Annotated in this window: 20 protein-coding genes and 1 pseudogene; 9 read left to right on the top strand and 12 right to left on the bottom strand. The window is 71.4% G+C overall.

Annotation, left to right across the window (positions count from 1 at the left end; translation table 11 throughout):
* Positions 1-140 precede the first annotated feature (140 nt).
* On the bottom strand, positions 141-800 hold the full coding sequence (ribA, locus tag IGS69_RS29490) for a GTP cyclohydrolase II (RefSeq protein ID WP_190903504.1): 660 nt from the start codon (positions 798-800) through the stop codon (positions 141-143).
* 41 nt (positions 801-841) lie between these two features.
* On the opposite strand from ribA, the gene IGS69_RS29485 reads away from it, so the two are divergent.
* Positions 842-1,570 (top strand): creatininase family protein, encoded by a 729-nt coding sequence (locus tag IGS69_RS29485; protein ID WP_190903503.1) that lies wholly within the window; start codon positions 842-844, stop codon positions 1,568-1,570.
* Positions 1,571-1,725: 155 nt separating this feature from the next.
* Here IGS69_RS29485 and IGS69_RS34815 read toward each other — a convergent pair.
* The 5 genes and pseudogenes from IGS69_RS34815 to IGS69_RS29465 form a co-directional block, all read right to left on the bottom strand.
* Positions 1,726-2,796, bottom strand: a pseudogene (locus IGS69_RS34815) (lysylphosphatidylglycerol synthase transmembrane domain-containing protein); the annotation flags it as partial.
* Positions 2,793-3,731, bottom strand: a complete 939-nt coding sequence (locus IGS69_RS29480; protein WP_190904696.1) for a class I SAM-dependent methyltransferase — start codon at positions 3,729-3,731, stop codon at positions 2,793-2,795. The pseudogene IGS69_RS34815 and the gene IGS69_RS29480, both read right to left, overlap by 4 nt.
* A 266-nt stretch (positions 3,732-3,997) precedes the next feature.
* Entirely contained in the window at positions 3,998-5,203 is a 1,206-nt protein-coding gene (locus tag IGS69_RS29475) for a glycosyltransferase family 4 protein (protein WP_190903502.1), read from the bottom strand.
* A complete protein-coding gene (locus tag IGS69_RS29470; RefSeq protein ID WP_190903501.1) occupies positions 5,200-5,598 on the bottom strand; it encodes a 6-pyruvoyl trahydropterin synthase family protein in 399 nt (132 codons plus the stop codon). Before IGS69_RS29470 ends, IGS69_RS29475 begins: the two co-directional genes overlap by 4 nt.
* 159 nt (positions 5,599-5,757) lie before the next feature.
* Positions 5,758-6,750, bottom strand: coding sequence for a zinc-dependent alcohol dehydrogenase (locus tag IGS69_RS29465; protein WP_190903500.1), 993 nt, complete (start codon positions 6,748-6,750; stop codon positions 5,758-5,760).
* A gap of 108 nt (positions 6,751-6,858) precedes the next feature.
* Here IGS69_RS29465 and IGS69_RS29460 point away from each other — a divergent pair, with 108 nt between their 5' ends.
* Both IGS69_RS29460 and IGS69_RS29455 read left to right on the top strand, forming a co-directional pair.
* Positions 6,859-7,620: a CDP-alcohol phosphatidyltransferase family protein gene (locus tag IGS69_RS29460; RefSeq protein WP_190903499.1), complete on the top strand. Its 762-nt coding sequence runs from the start codon at positions 6,859-6,861 to the stop codon at positions 7,618-7,620.
* A gap of 228 nt (positions 7,621-7,848) precedes the next feature.
* Entirely contained in the window at positions 7,849-8,808 is a 960-nt protein-coding gene (locus tag IGS69_RS29455) for an ATP-binding protein (RefSeq protein WP_190903498.1), read from the top strand.
* Positions 8,809-8,851: 43 nt separating this feature from the next.
* Here the strand turns inward: IGS69_RS29455 and IGS69_RS29450 are convergent, their stop codons facing one another.
* Entirely contained in the window at positions 8,852-9,394 is a 543-nt protein-coding gene (locus IGS69_RS29450) for a hypothetical protein (protein ID WP_190903497.1), read from the bottom strand.
* A gap of 170 nt (positions 9,395-9,564) precedes the next feature.
* Between IGS69_RS29450 and IGS69_RS29445 the strand changes: the two genes are divergently transcribed.
* The 5 genes from IGS69_RS29445 to IGS69_RS29425 all read left to right on the top strand — a co-directional run bounded on the left by IGS69_RS29445 (position 9,565) and on the right by IGS69_RS29425 (position 13,501).
* Positions 9,565-10,188, top strand: coding sequence for an HD domain-containing protein (locus IGS69_RS29445; protein ID WP_190903496.1), 624 nt, complete (start codon positions 9,565-9,567; stop codon positions 10,186-10,188).
* Positions 10,189-10,300: 112 nt separating this feature from the next.
* Complete coding sequence (locus IGS69_RS29440) at positions 10,301-10,621, top strand: hypothetical protein (protein ID WP_232543674.1); 321 nt, start codon at positions 10,301-10,303, stop codon at positions 10,619-10,621.
* A 13-nt stretch (positions 10,622-10,634) separates the two neighbouring features.
* Positions 10,635-10,877 carry a hypothetical protein gene (locus tag IGS69_RS29435; RefSeq protein WP_232543673.1) on the top strand — a complete coding sequence of 81 codons (243 nt, stop codon included), beginning with the start codon at positions 10,635-10,637 and terminating at the stop codon, positions 10,875-10,877.
* Positions 10,878-10,910: 33 nt separating this feature from the next.
* The gene (locus IGS69_RS29430) at positions 10,911-11,684 is read left to right on the top strand and encodes an LppU/SCO3897 family protein (protein WP_190903495.1); all 774 of its coding nucleotides are present in this window, start codon (positions 10,911-10,913) and stop codon (positions 11,682-11,684) included.
* A gap of 254 nt (positions 11,685-11,938) precedes the next feature.
* Positions 11,939-13,501: a hypothetical protein gene (locus IGS69_RS29425; protein ID WP_190903494.1), complete on the top strand. Its 1,563-nt coding sequence runs from the start codon at positions 11,939-11,941 to the stop codon at positions 13,499-13,501.
* On the opposite strand, the gene IGS69_RS29420 is transcribed toward IGS69_RS29425, so the two are convergent.
* The 5 genes from IGS69_RS29420 to IGS69_RS29400 are packed head-to-tail and all read right to left on the bottom strand — an operon-like array spanning position 13,479 to position 18,265.
* Positions 13,479-13,700, bottom strand: coding sequence for a hypothetical protein (locus IGS69_RS29420; RefSeq protein WP_190904784.1), 222 nt, complete (start codon positions 13,698-13,700; stop codon positions 13,479-13,481). The two genes, IGS69_RS29425 and IGS69_RS29420, sit on opposite strands and share 23 nt — an antisense overlap.
* A gap of 14 nt (positions 13,701-13,714) precedes the next feature.
* A complete protein-coding gene (locus tag IGS69_RS29415; protein WP_190903493.1) occupies positions 13,715-15,073 on the bottom strand; it encodes a GH1 family beta-glucosidase in 1,359 nt (452 codons plus the stop codon).
* Positions 15,074-15,102: 29 nt separating this feature from the next.
* Positions 15,103-15,942: a carbohydrate ABC transporter permease gene (locus tag IGS69_RS29410; RefSeq protein ID WP_190904693.1), complete on the bottom strand. Its 840-nt coding sequence runs from the start codon at positions 15,940-15,942 to the stop codon at positions 15,103-15,105.
* Between the two features lie 11 nt (positions 15,943-15,953).
* The gene (locus tag IGS69_RS29405) at positions 15,954-16,943 is read right to left on the bottom strand and encodes a carbohydrate ABC transporter permease (RefSeq protein WP_190903492.1); all 990 of its coding nucleotides are present in this window, start codon (positions 16,941-16,943) and stop codon (positions 15,954-15,956) included.
* A gap of 5 nt (positions 16,944-16,948) precedes the next feature.
* Positions 16,949-18,265: an ABC transporter substrate-binding protein gene (locus tag IGS69_RS29400; RefSeq protein WP_190903491.1), complete on the bottom strand. Its 1,317-nt coding sequence runs from the start codon at positions 18,263-18,265 to the stop codon at positions 16,949-16,951.
* 255 nt (positions 18,266-18,520) lie between these two features.
* Here IGS69_RS29400 and IGS69_RS29395 point away from each other — a divergent pair, with 255 nt between their 5' ends.
* Complete coding sequence (locus tag IGS69_RS29395) at positions 18,521-20,323, top strand: coagulation factor 5/8 type domain-containing protein (RefSeq protein ID WP_190903490.1); 1,803 nt, start codon at positions 18,521-18,523, stop codon at positions 20,321-20,323.
* Positions 20,324-20,374 lie beyond the last annotated feature (51 nt).

Raw genomic sequence — 20,374 nt, 5'->3', positions numbered from 1 at the left:
CCAGTGGGCCTCCGGCGTGAGGCGTCGGCCGCTGGGGGCCGACGCTTCTGGGGCGGACGTCCACGAAGCGTACGCGGCCCGCCTGCGGGTCGCGCACGGATTCGCCCAGGTCACGTCGGGAACCGGAACCGGCCGCGCGGTCAGGAGGAGCTGACCACCGCGTCCAGGTGGGGCAGGTGGTGGTCGAGGCGTTCCCGCTTGGTGCGCAGATAGGTGATGTTGTTCTCGCACGGCGGGATCAGCAGCGGCACCTGCTCGGTGACGGTGATGCCGTGGTCCACCAGCGCCTCGCGCTTGCGCGGGTTGTTGGACATCAGCCGCACGGACCGCACACCCAGGTCGTCCAGGATCCGGGCGGCGACACCGTAGTCGCGGGCGTCGACCGGCAGGCCGAGGGCGAGGTTGGCCTCGACGGTGTCCAGGCCCTCCGCCTGCAGGGCCATCGCACGCAGCTTGGCGAGCAGGCCGATGCCGCGGCCTTCGTGCCCTCTGAGGTAGACCACGACACCGGCTCCTTCGGCGACGACCGCGCGCAGGGCGGCGTCGAGCTGGTCACCGCACTCGCAGTGCTGGGAGCCGAAGGCGTCGCCGGTCAGGCACTCCGAGTGCAGCCGGATCAGGACGCCGTCCGTGCCGATCTCGCCGTAGACCAGCGCCACCTGTTCGTCACCGCGGTCGTGGTCCAGGTAGCCGACCGCCTGGAATTTCCCGTACACCGTGGGCAGTGGGGCATTCACGACGCGTTCCACGCCGGTCCGCTGCGTCGACTTCTTGCCGAGTACACCAATTTTTTCTGTCATGATTCTCGAGTTCCTAAGCAGAGACGAAAGGCCGTGACGTTATGAGTGATCTGGTGCCGGCGGACACCACGGAAGACGTACGGACGCGGGGCGCCGGTGTCTCACGGCAGGTCGCGGTGCTTCCCGTGGGGAGCTTCGAGCAGCACGGTCCGTACCTCCCCCTGGCGACCGACACGCTCGTCGCCTGTGCCGTCGCGCGGGAGATAGCCGGCGCGTACCCGGTGCACCTCCTTCCTCCGGTGACGATCTCGTGCTCGCACGAGCACGCGGCCTGGCCGGGGACCGTGAGCATCTCCTCGGTGACCCTTCATGCGGTGGTACGGGACATTGCGGCTTCGCTGCGCCGGTCCGGGGTCGACGCCCTGGTGGTGGTCAACGGGCACGGCGGCAACTATGTGCTGGGCAACGTGGTTCAGGAATCCTCCGCCCGCGGCGAGCGGATGGCGCTCTTCCCGGCCGCGGAGGACTGGGAGACGGCGCGCGAGCGGGCGGGTGTGGTCACCTCGCTGCTCACCGACATGCATGCGGGGGAAATCGAGACCTCCATCCTTCTGCACGCTCATCCCGAAATGCTCCGGCCCGGTTATGAGACCTCCGATTTCGTCGCTGACGACCGGCGTCATCTGCTCACCCTCGGCATGTCCGGCTATACCGATTCCGGTGTCATCGGTCGTCCTTCGCTGGGTTCGGCGGAAAAGGGGAAGGAACTCCTGGCGAGCCTCGCGGATTCCTTCGGGGCGTATTTCTCGATGCTGACCTCCGACGCGTAGTCACCCGGCGGTGCGGGAGCGGGTTCCGGGGCCTGTGCGGTGGCCCCGGACCCGGTCCGCAGGCCCGTGTACCAACGGGCCACGAGCACGATCAGGCCGGGCAGGCTGGCCACGAGGCTGAGCACCCCGTAGACGACCGCGACGGCCAGCCCCCGGCCGGCGCCCAGGCCCGCCGCGCCGAACGCCCAGGCGGTGACGCCCTCCCGGGGGCCCCAGCCGCCGACGTTCAGCGGCAGGCCCATCGCCAGCAGGGCGAGAACGGCGAGGGGCAGCAGGACGGCCACGGAGGCGGCGGTCCCGGCGACACGGGCGGCGAGTACGAACATCGCGACGTAACCTGCCAGCACCACCACGGAGGAGACAACCACCGCGGGCCCGTTCTCCCGCGACAGCAGCCCCTGGCGGGTCTCGGCAAGGGCCGCGCGCAGCTTGCGGCCACGCCGGGAGGGTGCCGGGCGGTTCATGCGCAGGGCGAGGACGACGGCGAGCGCCCCGAGGACGGCCAGGGCCGCCGGCGGGGCGATGTGCCGGGCCTCGGTCAGTACCGGGGACGGCATGGTCAGCAGGACGACGGCGCCGACGGCGAACAACGCGATCTGCCCGGCGGCCCGTTCGAGGACGACGGCCTTCACGCCCCGCCGCACGTCCCCCTCGCTCTGCCCGTGCCGCACGGCCCGGTGCACATCACCGAGAACGCCGCCGGGCAGGGCCGCGTTCAGGAACAGCGCGCGGTAGTAGTCCGCGACCGCCGGCCCGAACGGCAGCCGGATCTTGAGTCCCCGGGCCACGATCGCCCACCGCCACGCGCTGCACACGGTGGTGACGAGGCCGATGCCGAGCGCGAGCAGCAGCGCCATCCCGTCGATCCGCCGCAGCCCGTCCAGGAAGACGCCGGTGCCGAGCCGCCAGAACAGCACGCCCAGGATGGCGATCCCGGCGACGGTGCCGAAGTGCGTACGGACCTTCGGCGAGCCGAGGCGGCCCAGGGCCCTGCGGAGGGGGCCGGAGACCGACGCCCCGGCACCCACCGGGACTTCGGCTTTTCGGCCGGGGGCGGCGGGCTCGCTTCTGTCGCCGGCGGCCGGGCGCGGCACGACCACGTCCGCCCGGGCCGTGACCCCCGCACCGGACGCCGCGGGCACCCGGATGCCGCCGGGGGGCGCGGGCACCCGGGGGTTCTCCGTGGGCGTGGTGCGCGGGCGCGTTCCCGTCGCCTGGGGGCTCATGACGCTCCGCCCCCCGGTCGGGACAGGGCCAGGAGGTCGACGTGGTGGACGGTGACACGCAGCTCGCCCGCGGCGAGGGCGGTCAGCCGGTCGGTCAGGTAGACCTCGGCCTCGGCCCGCAGCTCGGGGCGCTCCTCGACGGCCGCGCCGACCCAGCCGCGCAGCCACTGCTCGGTGAGCGCGGCCTGCTCGGGGCCGAGCCGCCAGGGGCTCGGGTGCAGCCGTACGGTCGCGCCGTGCTCGGAGAACGCCTCGGCCGCCGCCGTGACCGCGTCGGGGCCGAGCAGGCCGTCGCGGCGCTGGTGGTCGTTGAACGCCTGGGTCAGCTCCGCGTCCAGCGGGTGGGACGGGGTCAGTTCGACCCGCCCGGCGACGGACAGCGTCAGCAGGGCGGGGCAGCCGGCCCCGGTGCACGCGGCGGCGAGGGCGTCGATCTCCTCCCGGGTGAGGACGTCCAGCAGGGCGGACGCGGTCACCAGGGACGCGCCGTGCAGGGCGTCCGGGGTGAGGCGGGCGACGTCGCCGCGGCGCGTCTCCACGGTGACCCGGCTGCCGTCGGCGGCCGAGCGCGAGGAGGAGACGGCGGCGAAGTGCAGCAGGTAGGGGTCGCGGTCGTGCAGGATCCAGTGCTGGGCGCCGTCCAGGCGGGACGCGAGCCAGCGGCCCATCGAGCCGGTGCCGCAGCCCAGGTCGTGGATGACGACGCCCGACTTGCCGGGCATGTTGGCGAGCCGGATCCGAAGCGGGTCCAGCAGGTCGTGCGCCCGCGCGGCGGCGTCGGCCGGTTCCCGCAGCTCCAGCCACTCGGGCGCGTACCGGGGCGGATCGTCCGGGCCCGCCTCACGCAGCTTGACGGTCGGCCGCGAGCCGGGGTTGCCGCTGGGGCCGGCGCCGGGGATGACGGCCCCGGGAGCGTGCCCCGGACCGACCGCCACACTGGAGCCGGGGCCGGGGACCGCGGCGTGCTCGGTCGACCGGGCCCCGGACTCGCCGCCGGTGCCCACGCCCGGCAGTGCGGCCCCGGCGGCCTGGCCCCGCGCTGACTGCCCGCCGGGAACCACGCCTTGAACGCCCGCTGCGACGGCCTGCGCTGAGCCGGGCTTCGTCCCCGGCGTCGTGCTGTCCGTCACGCCCGTGACCTCCCTCGGACCGGGCTGCGCCGGAATCGCCCCGCCCTGCTGGGTCGTCGTCGCCGGGTTGGTCATGCGGGCCTCCGGGGTTCGGTCGGGAGCCGGCGCAGTACCGCGGCCAGGCTCTGTGCGGTCGTCGCCCAGCCGTCGAGGGCGGCGCGACGGCTGCGGGCGGCGGCCTTCAGACGGCGTCGTACGTCCGCCTCGCCGAACCAGCCGCGCAGTTCGGCGGCGATGGCGGCGGGGTTCTCCGGCGGCACGAGGATGCCGGGCACGCCGCCGTCGGGCGCACGGCCGACGGCCTCCGGCAGCCCGCCGACGTCCGTGGCCATCACCGGGATGCCGCGGGCCAGGGCCTCGGTCACCGCCATGCCGTAGGTCTCGGCGTAGGAGGTGAGCACCATCAGGTCGGCGGTCGCGTAGGCGGCGTCCAGCGCGGGGCCGGACTTCGGCCCGGCCAGCTCCAGCCGGTCCTGGAGGCCGTGCTGCTCGATGAGGGACCGCAGATGGGCGACGTACTCCGGGTCCTGGGTCAGGCTCCCGACGCACACGCAGCTCCACGGCAGGTCGCGTACCGCGGCCAGCGCCTCCACCAGCCGGTGCTGGCCCTTGCGCGGGGTCACGGCGGCCACGCACAGCAGGCGCGACACCCCGTCGGTGCCGGGCGCGAGCGGCGCGATGTCGGCGCCGGGGGCGGCGACATGGACGCGCTCGGGGGGAAGGCCGTGGTGGGCTACCAGGCGGCGGACCGCCCAGTCGCTGGTGGCGATCACCGCGGGCACCGCCCGCAGCACCGTCCGCTCCCTGGCGTCCAGCTCGGCCGCCACCTCCGCGTCGAGCCCCGTCTCGTCGCCGAGCGGGAGGTGGACGAGGACGGCCATGCGCAGCCGTTCCGCCTCGGGCACCACGATCTCGGGCACGCCACAGGCCACCAGCCCGTCGAGGAGCACGACGGCCCCGTCGGGCAACGCGGCCAGGGCGCTCGCCAGTTCCGTGCGGGCGTCGGCTCCCGGCCTGGGCCAGTCACCGGCCACGGTGTGCTTGGTCGCCTGCCAGCCGAAGCCGGGCAGGTCCAGGCACACGCGCCGGTCGTAGGCGTTGCCGCCGCTCGGCGCCGTCGGGTCGTCGACGCCGCCCGGCAGCACGAAGTGCACGGTGCGCAGGGACATGGGGATGATCTCGGCGTTCTTCAGGGAAGCGTGCTGCACGGGAACATAATTCAGCCGTGCCGGCGCCGGTCCGGGCTGCCCGGGCCGTTCGATCGTCGTGTCGGTCACAGCGCACGCTCGTAACTCGCCCAGGCGATGTGCGACTCGTGCAGGGTGACGGTGAGGCCCGCGATGCCCTTGGCGCCCTCGCCCATCGCCCCCTTGTGGATGCGCTCGGCGAGCCGGTCGGCGATGACCTTGGCGAGGAACTCCGTGGAGGTGTTGACCCCCGCGAAGTCGGGCTCGTTGTCGAGATTGCGGTAGTTCAGCTCGCTGACGACCGCGCCGAGTTCCTGGGTGGCCAGCCCGATGTCGACGACGATGTTGTCCTCGTCCAGCTGCTCGCGCCGGAACGTGGCATCCACGAGGAACGTGGCCCCGTGCAGGCGCTGGGCCGGTCCGAAGACGTCGCCACGGAAACTGTGGGCGATCATGATGTGATCGCGGACGGTGATGCTGAACAACGGACGACCCTCCAGGTGCGGCGCGTCTGCTCCCCGCTCTCGGGTGCCGGGGATGCCGAGTAGTACGGCTCGTTGCCTTCCCCTGTTCAGCCGTACGTACGTCTTTTCTCAGGTCAGGCGCTCTTGTCGTGGCGAAGTGGTACCGGATGGAACGAATCGTCAGCCGATGCGTCCATCGCTCTTGTCGTAACGGATGCGGTGGCACAGCGCGGGGACCTCGCCGGAGACCAGCCGGGGCAGCACGTCCGGCAGCTCCTCGAAGGGGGATTCGCCGGTGATGAGGGCGTCGAGCGCGGGGTCGGCGAGCAGGTCCAGGGCGACGGCGAGCCGGTCGGCGTAGGTGCGGTTCGGGCGGGCCGGGGAGACGGTGCCGACCTGGCTGCTGCGGATGACGAGCCGCCGGGAGTGGAAGGCCTCACCCAGCGGAAGGCTGACCCGCCGGTCGCCGTACCAGCTGAGTTCGAGGACGGTCCCCTCGGCGGTGAGGAGTTCCAGGGACCGGGTGAGGCCCTGTTCCGTGGCGCTGGCGTGCACGACGAGGTCACGGTCCCCGTCGGCGTCCTCGGGGGTGGCGAAGCCGACGCCGAGCGCCTCGGCGATCTTCGCGCGGGACGGGTCGGCGTCGACCAACTGCACGCGGACGCCGGGGAACCTGGCGAGGAGGGCGGCGACCGAGCAGCCGACCATGCCGCCGCCGACCACGGCGATCCGGTCGCCGACCAGGGGCGCGGCGTCCCACAGGGCGTTGACTGCGGTCTCCACGGTCCCGGCGAGCACGGCCCGTTCGGCGGGCACGGTGTCCGGGACGGGGGTGACCGCGGCGGCGGGGACGACGTAGCGCGTCTGGTGCGGGTACAGGCAGAACACGGTGCGGCCCTTGAGCGCCGCGGGCCCCTCCTCCACCACGCCGACGTTGAGGTAGCCATACTTCACCGGGCCGGGGAAGTCGCCCTCCTGGAACGGGGCGCGCATGGCGGTGTGCTGGCTGACGGGCACCCCGCCGCGGAAGACGAGCGTCTCGGTGCCGCGGCTCACGCCGGAGAAGAGCGTGCGGACCAGCACCTCGTCCTCGCCGGGCGCCGGCAGGGTGACGTCCCGGATGCCGCCTCGCCCAGGCGAGTCGATCCAGAACGCCCGTCCGGTGTGCTTCATCGAAGTCCTCCTGAACGATCGGGAAGCTGCTTGCGTACCGAGGGGTGCACAGGCCGCGCACAACGTAGCGGCGTTGATCGACTCTGTCACACGGCCGGAGGGTGTTCGGTGGCCCTGAACAACACTTACGACGCGAGGCTCGTACAGCAGGAGACCGCCCTGGGGGCGGGCGTGCAGGTCCTGCTGCTGGCCCTGATCGGCACGGCGATCGGGATGGGGCCGGCGGGCTGGCTCAGCGGCCTCGCGTTCGCGATCGCCACCTGGGCGGTGCTCTCCCGGGCCCTGCACCGCTCGCGGCTGCGCTCGTTCGGCGCGGCCAACCGGGTCACCCTGGGCCGGGCCACCCTCGTCGGCGGGGTCACGGCCCTGGTCGCCGACTCCTTCCAGAGCTCACCGCCGGTGTCACTGTTCGTCGGCCTGACGGCGGTGGCGCTGATCCTCGACGGCGTCGACGGCAAGGTCGCCCGCCGCACCGGCACCTCGACCCCGCTGGGGGCGCGCTTCGACATGGAGGTCGACGCGTTCCTGATCCTGGTGCTGAGCGTGTACGTGTCGATGCAACTCGGCCCGTGGGTGCTGCTGATCGGCGGCATGCGCTACGTCTTCGTCGCCGCGGCCAAGGTGTGGCCCTGGCTGACGGCCGCGCTCCCGCCGAGCACCGCCCGCAAGACCGTCGCCGCGCTCCAGGGTGTGCTGCTGCTCCTGGCGGGCGCCGATCTGCTGCCGTACGCGGCCAACTTCGGGGTCGCGGCCCTGGCCCTGGGCCTGCTGGTCTGGTCGTTCGGGCGGGACGTGCTGTGGCTGTACCGGACCTCGCGGACCGAGGACAGCCCGGCCGCACGGCAGGTCCGCGAGCTGGTCGCCGGCTGACACCCGTCCGGTCACGACCCGGACCGGGCGCGGGCCGCCGGGCCTTGCTGGAGACGCCGGCGATGATCTGCTGGTGGGCCGGCGGCACGTGTCCAGGACGCTGTTGCGGGCGCCGAGGAACGCGTCGGAGGCCACTGAATCCCATATGGAGCAGGCGATTTGACACCGACAAGGAGCACTCCCTAAACCTAGTCACATGACATCCATTTTCAAAAGGGTGGAGCGGCCGTGAGGATCGCGTTCGTCGGCAAGGGCGGCAGCGGCAAGACCACCCTGTCCGCACTCTTCTCCCGCCACCTGGCGCGCTCCGGCGCCCCGGTCCTCGCCATCGACGGCGACATCAACCAGCACCTGGCCGAAGCGCTCGGCGGCGAAGAGGTGTCCGCACCTCCCCTGGGCACCCACGTGCCCGAGATCAAGAGGTTCCTCCGGGGCGACAACCCCCGCATCCCCTCCCCCGAGGCGATGATCAAGACGACCCCGCCCGGCCGCGGCTCACGCCTCCTGCGTCCGCTCGGCGACGACGACCTGCACGGGCGGCACGTCGGCCGGGCGGGCGGCGTCCCCCTCATGGTGACGGGCGAGTTCGACGAGTCGGACCTGGGCGTGGCCTGCTACCACTCCAAGCTGGGCGCGGTGGAGCTGTATTTGAGCCACCTGCTGGACGGCCCCGGCGAATACGTCGTGGTCGACATGACGGCGGGCGCGGACGCGTTCGCCTCGGGCCTGTTCACCCGCTTCGACATCACGTTCCTGGTGGCCGAACCCACCCGCAAGGGTGTCTCCGTCTACCACCAGTACCGCGACCACGCCGAACAGTTCGGGATCCGCATCGCGGTCGTCGGGAACAAGGTGACCTGCGAGGACGATCTCCTCTTCCTCAAGGAGCAGGTGGGCGACGACCTCCTGACCCACCTGGTCCACTCCCCCTGGGTCCGCGCGGCCGAGCAGGGCCGCACCGAGCCCGGCCCGCATGCCCTGGCGTCGCTGGAACCCCACAACCGCCACGCCCTCGGCGTCCTGCGCGAGGCGGTCGACTCCCGCCCCCGCGACTGGGACCGCCTCCACCGCCACGCGGTCGAGTTCCATCTGCGCAACGCCCGGGCCTGGGCCGACGCGCGCACGGGCGAGGACCTGGCGGCGCAGGTGGACCCGGACTTCGTCCCTGGGCGGACCGCTCAGCCCTGAGGCGGCTTGGCCGCACCACACCCACCGCGTCCTGCTGCTCCGGCTACTCGATCCCCGTGGCATCGAGCAGCCGGACGAGGTCCTTGCGCCCGTATCCGAGCAGTCGGGCGCGGGCGGCGGCCGTCAGCATCAGGTGCGCGACGGTCTCCGCCGCGTACCCGTCCTTGTTGTCGGCGCCGAACCATTCATGGGGTTTCTCCACACCCAGACTGTTCATCACCAGCCCGTGCCCCCGCCGGACCTCCGCGACGGTACCGGCGACCGCGTCCACGAGCGTCCTGCCCGGCCGCTCGCACTCCAGGGCGAAGCACCCCCGGTCGACCGGCACACATCCCTCCGGGGGACGCGCCCGCAGACCCGCATACCTCTCGTCTCCGAACCCCGACGCCCGGACCTCCTCGTGCACCAAGGAGAACCGGTGGAAACCGGCCGGAAGCGGGGGCGGTGGAGGCGAGTACTCCCACCCGGCGTCCTCGTACAACCGGCGCTTGACCTCTTCTTCGTCGGCATGCGTCATGGTGAAGCCGCTGGCCTCATTGCGCCCGGTCGTCGTGCCGTCGGGGTTGCGGTGGAAGTGCAGGCCCATGATGTGCTCCCGATGTGGTGATGGCTGTGGACGAGAAGTCCCCGTCACCCGCTCGAACGGACCGGACAGCCGGCCCGTGCCCGCTTGTTCGCAGTACCACCCGATCGTGTGAACACAGCGGCGTGGTCACCGGTCGGCCCCGCGGAATCGGCGGTTGTTACGCTCCTGCGGTGAGCATTCCGGGCCCCGCAGAAATCCAGGCGCTGCACGAGAAGTACGCGCCCACCGCCGAGGCGTTCACCCTCGTCCACACGCACTGCGAGATCGTCTGGGGTATCGCCGAACAGCTCCTTTCGGCGCCCCACCTCGCTCACCTCGACGCCGACCTGGTCCGCGCCGGCTGCCTCCTCCACGACATCGGCGTCTACCGCCTCTACGACACCGAGGGACGCCTGGACCACCCGAACTACATCCGGCACGGCCTCCTCGGCCACGAGATTCTCGAAGCGGAGGGCTTCCCCGAAGTCCTCCGCCGCTTCTGCTCCCACCACACCGGAGTGGGACTCACGCGGCAGGACATCGTGCGCCAGGGCCTCCCCCTCCCTCCCGCCGACTACGTGGCGGAGACGGCGGAGGAGCGGCTGGTCATGTACGCGGACAAGTTCCACACCAAGTCCCGGCCTTCAGTGTTCCTCTCCCCCGACGAGTACGCCGCCCATGTCCGCCGGTTCGGCGAGGACAAGGTGATCGCTTTCGAGGCCCTGCGCGCCGAGTTCGGGGAGCCGGACCTGGCACGGCCCGCACCGGGCTTCGGGGCAGAGGAAGACACGACGGCTGCCGCGGTTCACGGATAACAGGCCGCAGGGCCGGAAGGCCGGCGCGGCCGGGTCCAGTGCTTGGCTTGGTGGCGCCACCGAACATGACGAACGCCCCGTGCTTCCTCGCTGGTTGACCTACTGTGACGGCATGACCACGAAGCCTCTTCCCCACCTCACTCCGACCGGAACCTGTTGGTGCGGCTGCGCCAAGAGGGTCGGAACCGGATCGTTCTTCGCCCCCGGTCACGACAAGGTGGCCGAGGCGGCATTGCTGGCGGTCGAATACGGTTCCTCCGTGGCCCAGTTGCTGCACGGACACGGATACGGGCCCGGCCACTCGGTGAGCGCACGTGCCGTGTCCGAGGGCGTGTGGCAGAGGTGCTCGTCGTGCGACTACGCCGGTGCCCCGGCGAGCATTGCCAACCACACCAGGCGGGCGCACTCCTCCGCGATCGCCGACCAGGTCTGAGGAGCGACAACCGATGACCGAAGCGACACCGACCACCAGCCAGCGCGCCGACCTTGAGCAGGCGGTGCGGACGTACGGCGGCTATTGGGACACCGAACGCAGCCTGCGCACGCTGCGCGACGCCGGGCACGACCCGCAGGACAAGCACACCCGCCAGATCCTCCGGGATCTCGCACAGGAGGGAGTGCTGACCAAGGTGGAGGACTGGCCGGTCCGCTACATCGCGGTGCACTCTCAGCAGCGCCGGAATGGTTGACATCGCACCCGAGCCTCAGCGGGGGAGGGCATTGTGGCAGGCGCATCCGGTGACCATCCCGTTGCCAAGGCGTGGGCACTGATCGGCGGAATCGCATCCGTGCTGTCGATCCTGGGCTGGCTGGGCTTGAACAACGTGGGCGAGCTGAAGGACCTGGTGTCCGACTCGCCCCCCTCCAGTTCCAGCCCGGCCCCGGACACGTCTTCGCCGACCGACCGCATCCCCGATGACTCCGACACCGGTGAGGGGAGCACTGACGAGTCCGGCCCCGAGCCGGCGAAGCCCGCTCCGGATCCCACCGCAGAGGCGTTCAAAGCCATCTCGGTGGGCGACTGCCTGGCGGTCCACGACACGGGGCGCGGGGGCACCACCAGCGTCGACTGGAGCGTCGGTGCTCCGCCGGCCCCCGTGTCCTGCGCCGGCGAGCAGGCGCAGGTCCAGGTGACCGCCCTCAATACGGCCTGCCCCACCGGCTATGGGAAGTCGTACTGGAGCTACCGGTCCACCACCACCGGCGACACCACGAAGCTCTGCCTCACCCGCGTCTACCACGCCAACTACTGCATTCTCGGCCAGCAGTCCGGCGACTCGGTCTCCCTCGCCCTGATGACGGCCGTGGCCTGCCGACGCGAGCCGGTGCCCGTCCCGTTCAACCAGATCATGCACATCACAGGCGTCTATCGCGCCCCGGCGGGCGCCAACGCGAACAACTGCCGCCGGGTGGCAGGCGACCAGACACGCTACTGGGCTGCCCTGGTGGACGACGGCGCCACGCTGCTGTGCACCACGATCTACCAGGGCGGCTGACCGACAGCTCAGATCCCCCAGCCTCCCAAGTACGCTCGCGAGTAGGCCGGTCAGACCCGTCTCCGTCGTCGTGACGGCCGTCGCGCCCGGGTTCACCGAAACGGACGGCGTTGTCACCCGAAAGCCCTCACCCTGTGCGAATTCATCCCCCTTCACCCCTGTGCCGCATACCGTGAAGCCGCCGCCCGAACCCCTCTCGGCACAACAGGAAGCGGCGGCGACACGCAGGTCACGGGAGACGGAGGAAGAACGGGATGACACAGGCCGGCGCTGGGAGCGAGCTGGACGAACGGGTGCCGGGGCGCCGGTGGATCGTGCGTCTGGACCCCGTCGGCCGAGGCAGCGCGGAGGTGCGCGTCTCGTGCAGCCGACCCGGCTGTGCCGAGCAGCGTCTGCCCTCCGCGGCGGCAGGCCGTACGGCCGCGGTCGCCCACCTGAAGGCGCACCTGCGCGCGACACCCGCCCCCGGAGCCGACACCTATTGCGCCTGTCGGGCCGACGGCTGCAGCGCCCACCTCGCCGACACCGGCAGGCGTGCGCGTACCGAACCACCCTGGCGGTGCGGCGGACCGGTCGTCCTGACCGTGATCACCGACCGGGCGGGACGCTGGTGGCAGGCCCTGGAGTGTTGTTCCAAGTGTGCCGCCGCCACTCCCGGGGCCCGGACCGCGACCGAGTCCCACTCGTCCGCGCCCCGGACCGCCGACCGCCCGACCCCCGCGGCGGCGGGCACCGGCGTGGGCACGCCGCAGTTCTCCGACCAGCAGGTCACCACCCGGACGGGATATCCGGCGCCTCTCCCCTTACCCGCACCCCGCCCCGTACCCGCGCGGCGCCGCCGCCCGCCGGAGGCGAGGATCGGCCGGCGTGTCATTCCGCGCGACCTGAGGCCCGTGTCCCTGCGGGACGAACTTACCGAGCTCGGTGACCTCTTCCGCGCCTACCAGAAGCGCCCCGAGCCCGACCTGGTGCTGCTGGCCGATCTCCAGGAACGCAAGGCCCGCGCCTTCCTCACCTGGTCCGACGTCACCTGCGACGTCACCCTGCGGCTGGAGGCCCAGCGTGCCGAGCAGGCCGCCGCCGTCATCCGACGCCAGCACCAGCACCGCACCGGCTGCGTCCCGGACGGCGACGAACCGGGCGTGGCGCGCCTGTTGACCGTGCCGGCGCAGTGGGAGTACGCGCGCTCCGTCCTCGCGTACGTCGCCGGCCATACGCCGTTGCCGGGCGCGGAAGCACGGCTGCTGGTGCTGATGCTGACCCTGCGCACCGCGCACACCGGCACCGGCAATCTCGTCGGCCAGGACGTCAACGCGCTGGGCCTGACCGACCCGGAGGACCTGGTCGAGCAGCTGACCGGCTGCGGCTGGCTGTCCCTCCCAGGCACAGTCGGCGACCTGCTCGCCTCCCAGCCGGAGAACCCCACTCCGGTCACCGTCCCTTCCCTGGTGCCCGACGCGGACGGGTCGGGCCCGTTCACGTTCGGCAGGAAGACACGGCCCAAGCTCTCCGGCTGGGCCCAGAGAGTCGTCTCGGACAAGAAGCTCCGCAAGGCCAAGGCACCCGCCGGCGCCCGGCTGCTCGCCGTGACGCTGGCCACGTGGACGGACGGCGTGGGGCGCCTCGGACCCGGCGGCCGGGGCGTCACCCTGAACGCCCTCGCCACCCGGGTCCCGGTCGGCGCCGGTGAACTGCGGGACCTGATCGACCGGCTGACCGCAGCGGACTGGCTCACCGACGCCGCCCTCACCGACACCCACCTCACCGGCCGGCTGACAGAACGCGTCCTCCCCCTCACCTGTCCCCTGCTGGATTGAGCTTCCGCCGGCCCTCGTCCGCGACCGCACCCGTGGGCGGGGCGCCGATGCCCCGCCCGTCGAGTTCGCCGTGGCCCACAAACCCGTCCTTGTCGAGCAGCCGCATCTGGGGCACGAACTTGATGCCGAGGTCGCGGAAGGCGCCGGTGTTCTGATCCGTGGGAATGGAGGCGCGGCCACACTTGCCCCCACCGCCCACCAGGATCCACCGCGTCAGGCCGCCTCGCGCACCTGACTCCGATGGGCCCGGACGACATCGGCGTACCGGTGCCCCGTGCCCTTGATCGTGCGTTTCTGCGTCGCGTAGTCGACGTGGACGAGACCGAACCGCTTCTCATACCCGTACGCCCACTCGAAGTTGTCCAGCAGCGACCAGGCGAAGTAGCCCGCCAGCGGGGCGCCGCGACGGGCCGCGGAGGCGCAGGCCTCCAGATGGCGCAGGAGGTACTCCTGTCGCTCAGGATCGTCGACCGTGCCGTCGGGGCGGACGACGTCGGGGTAGGCCGAGCCGTTCTCCGTGACGTAGAGCCGGCCGGCCCCGTAGTCCTGCGTGAGCCGCAGCAGCAGGTCCTCGATGCCGCTCGCGTCGATCTCCCAGTCCATGCCGGTGCGCGGGACGCCGTCACGGCGTACGGCCCGGGCGTACGGCGCGGGGCCTTCGGGGTCGTCGGCGACGGTCTGCGGGAAGTAGTAGTTCAGGCCCAGCCAGTCCAGCGGGGCGGCGATGGCCGCCGAGTCGCCGGGTCGTTCCGGGAGTTCGACGCCGTAGAGCTCGCGCATGTCCGACGGGAAGCCCCTGCCGTGCACGGGGTCGAGCCACCAGCGGTTGGTGTGGCCGTCCATGCGGCGGGCGGCGGCGAGATCCTCGGGGCGGTCGGTCGCGGGGTGGATGGTGGAGAGGTTGTTGACGATGCCGACCCGCGCTCCCGGGGCCGCCGCGCGGATGGCCCGGGCCGCCAGCCCGTGGCCGAGCAGCAGGTGGTAGGAGGCGCGGACGGCGGCCGTGAGGTCCGTCAGACCGGGTGCCATCGTGCCCTCCAGGTGGCCGATCCACGCCGAGCACAGGGGCTCGTTGAGGGTGGCCCAGTGGGAGACGCGGTCGCCCAGCCGCCCGGCGACGACCGAGGCGTACTCGGCGAACGCCGCGGCGGTGTCCCGCTCGGGCCAGCCGCCCCGGTCCTGGAGCGCCTGCGGCAGGTCCCAGTGGTAGAGCGTGACGGACGGGGTGATGCCCGCCTCCAGCAGGCCGTCGATCAACCGGTCGTAGAAGGCGAGGCCCTTGGCGTTGACGGGTCCGTCGCCGCCCGGGACGATGCGCGGCCAGGCGACGGACAGGCGGTAGGCGTTCACGCCCAGCCGGCGCATCAGGGCGATGTCCTCGCGCCAGCGGTGGTAGTGGTCGCAGGCGACATCGCCGTGGTCGCCGCCGGCGGTCTTCCCGGGAGTGTGCGAGAACGTGTCCCAGATCGACGGCGAGCGGCCGTCCTCCGCAGCGGCTCCCTCGATCTGGTACGCCGAAGTGGCCGTGCCCCACAGGAAGTCGTGCGGGAGTGCGGCGAGGTCGATGGTCACGGAAGTCCTTTCGGGAACGGGCGAGTCGGTCACTTGACGGCTCCCGCCGTCAGGCCGGCCACGAGATAGCGCTGGAGCAGCAGGAAGCCCGCGACCACGGGCACGCTGACGACCAGCGAGGCGGCCATGATCTGGTTCCAGTACACGTCGTTGAGGGTGGAGTAGCCCTGGAGGCCGACGGCGAGGGTGCGGGTGGTGTCGTCGGTCATCACCGAGGCGAACAGCACCTCGCCCCAGGCGGTCATGAAGGCGTAGACCGCGACCGCGATGATGCCGGGGACGGCCGCCGGGACGACGACCCGGAACAGCGCGCCGAGCGGCCCGCAGCCGTCGACCAGGGCCGCCTCGTCCAGGTCGCGCGGCACCGAGTCGAAGTAGCCGATCAGCATCCAGATCGAGAACGGGAGAGAGAACGTCAGATACGTCAGGATCAGGCCGCCGCGCGAGCCGAACAGGGCGATGCCCGTCGCGTTGCCGATGTTGACGTAGATCAGGAACAGCGGCAGCAGGAAGAGGATGCCCGGGAACATCTGCGTGGACAGGACGGTGACGGTGAAGACGCGCTTGCCGCGGAAGTCGTAGCGGCTGACCGCGTAGGCCGAGAAGACGGCGATGACCACCGAGCAGACCGTCGCCGCCCCGGCCGCGACGAGGGAGTTGACGAAGTACCGCGCCAGCGGGACCGTCGACCAGATGTCGATGTACGGGCGGATCGTCAGCTCGCTCGGCAGCCAGCGGAACTTTCCGGTGACGTCGGCCAGGGGCTTCAGCGAGCTGGAGACCATGACGTGGACCGGGATCAGCACGAAGCCCGTCAGCAGCGTCAGGAAGATCCGCCGGGACCACAGGAAGGAGCGGGGCGGGGCCATGGGGGACGTGGTCATGAGGCCTTTCTCCGTCCGCGCGAGGTGAGCGCCAGGTATCCGCCCGTGACCAGCAGCAGGAACAGCAGCAGCAGGACGGACATCGCGGACCCGATGCCGAAGTACCAGGTGACGAACGACGCATGGTAGATGTGCACCGAGATGAGGTCGGCGGCCTCCGGCGCGCTCCTGCCGAACAGGACGAACGGCGTGTTGAAGTCGTTGAACGTCCAGAGGAAGAGGACGAGGACCAGCACCTGGTTGACCGGGCGCAGGGACGGCAGCGTGATCCTGCGGACCTGCTGCCAGACACCGGCGCCGTCCAGGGCGGCCGCCTCGTACAGCTCGCGCGGGATGTTCTGCAGGCCCGCCATGACGATGAGGAAGGCGAACGGCCAGCCCTTCCACACCGACACCGTCAGCAGCGCGAAGAAGCTGTTGTCGCCGATGAGCCAGAAGGACGGCTTGTCGGTGAGGCCCAGCTGGTCGTGCAGGACGTGGTTCACCAGGCCGTTGTCGTACTGGAACATGAAGACCCAGGTGATGACGGCCGCGTAGACCGGCAGCGCGTACGGGACGAGGAACAGGGCCCTGAGCAGGCCGCGGCCCCGGAAGGTGTCCTGCATGAAGACCGCCGCGGCCGTGCCGATCAGCCAGCACAGGCCCACCGACAGCACGGTGAAGGCGATCGTGACGAGGAACGAGTGCAGCAGGGCCTCGCCGGCGGGGGCGTCGAAGTCCACCGACACGCGGTAGTTGTCGAGGGCGGACCAGGGGGCGGCGCCCCAGTCGCGGACGTAGAACTGCGTGAGCTCCTTGAAGCTGATGACGATGCCGATCACCATCGGCACCAGGTGGACGAGGAGTTCGAGGAGCAGGGCGGGCAGGAGCAGCAGGTAGGGCAGGCCCACGCGGCGGATCCGCCCGGTGCGGCGGCGGGGGCCGCGATCCGCGCCGGGCGGGCTCGTGCGGACCGCCGGCCTCTCGGCCTCGGCAGTGGTCGTCATGTCGGTCAGGCCGCCGGCATCTGCTGCTGGGCCTTCTGCAGGGCCGCCTTCACGGAGCCGGTGGTGACCGGGTCTCCGGCGGCCGCGTCGGCGAACAGGCCCTTGATGGCGGTGCCGACCGCCGTCTCGAACTGGGACTCGTCGGCGACCTGCGGCAGTGCCACGGCGCTCTTGGCCAGGGTGTCCTTCAGGACGCCGTTGGCCGGGGTGGCGAAGGCCGCGTCCGCCTGGGCCGACTTGACGGGCGGGATCGTGCTGTAGGCCTTGTTGAGGATCTTCTGCTCGGCGTCGCTCGTCATGAACTTCACGAACTCGGCGGCGCCGTCGAGGTTGTCGGTGTTCTTGAAGACGGCCAGATTGATGCCGGCGACCATCGAGTTGACCTGCTTGCCGGTGCCGGGGGTGCCGGACCGCACGGGCACGGGGGCGATGCCGTAGTCGTCCTTGCTCATGCCCTGGGACTCGAGGTTGGCGGACGCGGACTGCCACAGCAGCATCGCCGTCTTCCCCTTGGCGAAGTCGCTGACGGACTGGTTCTGCGCGTACTCGGCGTTGCCCGGCGCGATGACCTTGTTCGTGGCCATGAGGTCGACGTACTGCTTGACCGCGGCGACCGTCCCGTCACCGGTGAAGTCGGCCTTGCCGTCGGCGGTGAAGAAGTCGGCGCCGTGCTGCTTGGCGAAGACGAAGGCGTGGTGGATGTTCTCCGACGGGTTGGAACCCTCCATGCCCAGGGCCCACTTGCCGTCCTTGGACAGCTTCTTCCCGTCGGCGACGAGTTCGTCCCAGGTGGCCGGGGGCTGGGAGATGCCCGCGTCGGCGAACATCTTCTTGTTGTAGTAGAGCGCGTACGCCATCGAGTACAGCGGCACCGCCGCCGGGTCCTCGCCCTCCGCGCCTGTGGAGCCGAGTGCCGAGTCCACGAACCGGTCCCGGCCGCCGATCTTGTCGAAGTTCTTCGCGTCCCAGGGCAGCAGCGCGCCCGTGGCCTGGAGGGAGGCGCTCCAGGTGTTGCCTACGTTCAGCACGTCCGGCCCCTGGCCGGAGGTGGTGGCGGTGAGGATGCGGTTGAGCAGGTCCGACCAGGGGACGACCTCCAGCTTCACCTTGATGCCGGTCTGCTTCTCGAACTTGGCGAGTTCGGGCTGGAGGACCTTCTTGTCGACCTCGATACTGGCGCCCTGGTTGGACGCCCAGTAGGTGAGCGTCTTGGGCGAATCGTTCGATCCGCCGCCGGTGGCGGAGCCACCTCCGCAGGCCGTGGCCGCGAGGGCGAGTGACAGTGTGACGGCGCCTGCCGCCGCGGCTCGGTTGCTGCGCATGGGTGCTCCTGGCTCTCTTCCGGGAGTACGGCCCCTTCCGCCGGGGCGAGAGCCTGGGCGGGAAAAGAAGCCGTCATGGCTTAATTTAGGACGTGAGTTAATCCCCGGAAGGCAGTCCCGTCAAGGGTTTGGACACACTCTTGGAAGTCTCGCCGCACCCCTTGACGCATCTGTTCCACGGATGAACCATTCAGCGGCGAGAGAGCGCTCCCCGCACCCCACTCTGTTCACTTCCTGAACCAGGAGAGCCGCCCCATGCACCCTGACTCCCCGTCATCCCGCCTGCCGGCGCCCGGCCGCCGGACCGTCCTCGGCGCCGCCGCGGCCGCGTCCGCGCTCGCGGCGCTGCCCGGCACCGCCTCGGCCGCCCCCGACGCACCGAAGACCCCCGTGCGCAGGAAGCCTCGCGCCCTGCCCGGCGGTGGCGACCTCGGCCCGAACGTGCTGGTCTTCGACCCGGCCACGCCGAACATCCAGGGCAGACTCGACGAGATCTTCCGGCAGCAGGAATCGGCCCAGTTCGGCACCGGCCGCTACCAGCTGCTGTTCAAACCCGGCACCTATCACGGCCTCAACGCCCAGATCGGCTTCTACACCTCGATCTCCGGTCTCGGCCTCTCCCCCGACGACACCACCATCAACGGCGACATCACGGTCGACGCGGGCTGGTTCAACGGCAACGCCACGCAGAACTTCTGGCGCTCTGCGGAGAATCTCGCGGTCGTTCCCGTGAACGGCACCAACCGCTGGGCGGTCTCGCAGGCGGCCCCGTTCCGCCGGATGCACATCCGCGGCAACCTCAACCTCGCCCCGACCGGCTACGGCTGGTCCAGCGGCGGCTACATCGCCGACAGCCGGATCGACGGCCAGGTGCAGCCGTACTCCCAGCAGCAGTGGTACACCCGCGACAGCGCGATCGGCGGCTGGCTCAACGGCGTGTGGAACATGGTGTTCTCCGGTGTCGAGGGCGCCCCCGCGCAGGGCTTCCCCAACCCGCCGTACACCACCCTGGCCACGACGCCGGTCTCCCGCGAGAAGCCGTTCCTGTACCTCGACGGCGGCGAGTACCGGGTCTTCCTGCCCGAGAAGCGGACCGACGCCCGGGGCGTCACCTGGGGCAACGGCACCCCGCGGGGCACCTCGCTGCCCCTGTCGCGCTTCTACGTCGCCAAGCCCGGCGTCCCGGCGGCCACGCTCAACCAGGCCCTCGCCGAGGGACTCCACCTGCTGTTGACGCCGGGGATCTACCACCTCGACCAGCCGGTACGGGTCGACCGGGCCGGCACGGTGGTGCTGGGACTGGGATACGCCACGCTCATCCCCGACAACGGCGTCACCGCGCTGAAGGTCGCCGACGTCGACGGCGTGCGCCTGGCCGGGTTCCTCGTCGACGCCGGGCCGGTCAACTCCGCCACGCTGCTGGAGATCGGCCCACGGGGCGCCTCCCGCGACCACTCCGCCAACCCGACGACCGTCCAGGACGTGTTCGTCCGCATCGGCGGGGCGGGCCCGGGCAAGGCCACCACGAGCATGGTCGTCAACAGCCGGCACACCATCGTCGACCACACCTGGGTCTGGCGCGCCGACCACGGCGACGGCGTCGGCTGGGAGACCAACCGCGCGGACTACGGGGTCGTCGTCAACGGCCATGACGTGCTGGCGACCGGGCTGTTCGTGGAGCACTTCAACAAGTACGACGTGCAGTGGTTCGGCGAGCGCGGCCGCACGATCTTCTACCAGAACGAGAAGGCGTACGACGCCCCGAACCAGGCCGCGATCCAGAACGGCTCCGTCAAGGGCTACGCCGCCTACCGCGTCGGGGACGGCGTCACCACCCACGAGGGCTGGGGCCTGGGCAGCTACTGCTACTACAACGTCGATCCGGGCATCGTGCAGCACCACGGCTTCGCCGCGCCGAACCGGCCCGGGGTGCGCTTCCACGACCTGCTCGTGGTGTCGCTGGGGGGTAACGGGCAGTACGAGTGCGTCATCAACGACACGGGCTCGCCGACGTCGGGGACGTCCACAGTGCCGTCGACGGTGGTGTCGTACCCGTAGCTCCCAGGGTGGGGCGGACCGGCGGGCCCCTCCCTTCCGGTGAGGAAGGGA

It is taken from the genome of Streptomyces tuirus (assembly GCF_014701095.1).
Classification (GTDB): Bacteria; Actinomycetota; Actinomycetes; order Streptomycetales; family Streptomycetaceae; genus Streptomyces; species Streptomyces tuirus.
The sequence above is the reverse complement of the archived record's forward strand: the minus strand, read 5'-3'. Positions and strand labels throughout refer to the sequence as shown.

Coding starts and splice junctions, on each gene's coding strand:
- IGS69_RS29440 (WP_232543674.1), top strand. CDS start 10,301: ATGACCACGAAGCCTCTTCCCCACCTCACTCCGACCGGAACCTGTTGG.
- IGS69_RS29425 (WP_190903494.1), top strand. CDS start 11,939: ATGACACAGGCCGGCGCTGGGAGCGAGCTGGACGAACGGGTGCCGGGG.
- IGS69_RS29465 (WP_190903500.1), bottom strand. CDS start 6,750: ATGAAGCACACCGGACGGGCGTTCTGGATCGACTCGCCTGGGCGAGGC.
- IGS69_RS29435 (WP_232543673.1), top strand. CDS start 10,635: ATGACCGAAGCGACACCGACCACCAGCCAGCGCGCCGACCTTGAGCAG.
- IGS69_RS29410 (WP_190904693.1), bottom strand. CDS start 15,942: ATGGCCCCGCCCCGCTCCTTCCTGTGGTCCCGGCGGATCTTCCTGACG.
- IGS69_RS29450 (WP_190903497.1), bottom strand. CDS start 9,394: ATGGGCCTGCACTTCCACCGCAACCCCGACGGCACGACGACCGGGCGC.
- IGS69_RS29485 (WP_190903503.1), top strand. CDS start 842: ATGAGTGATCTGGTGCCGGCGGACACCACGGAAGACGTACGGACGCGG.
- IGS69_RS29405 (WP_190903492.1), bottom strand. CDS start 16,943: ATGACGACCACTGCCGAGGCCGAGAGGCCGGCGGTCCGCACGAGCCCG.
- IGS69_RS29400 (WP_190903491.1), bottom strand. CDS start 18,265: ATGCGCAGCAACCGAGCCGCGGCGGCAGGCGCCGTCACACTGTCACTC.
- ribA (WP_190903504.1), bottom strand. CDS start 800: ATGACAGAAAAAATTGGTGTACTCGGCAAGAAGTCGACGCAGCGGACC.
- IGS69_RS29395 (WP_190903490.1), top strand. CDS start 18,521: ATGCACCCTGACTCCCCGTCATCCCGCCTGCCGGCGCCCGGCCGCCGG.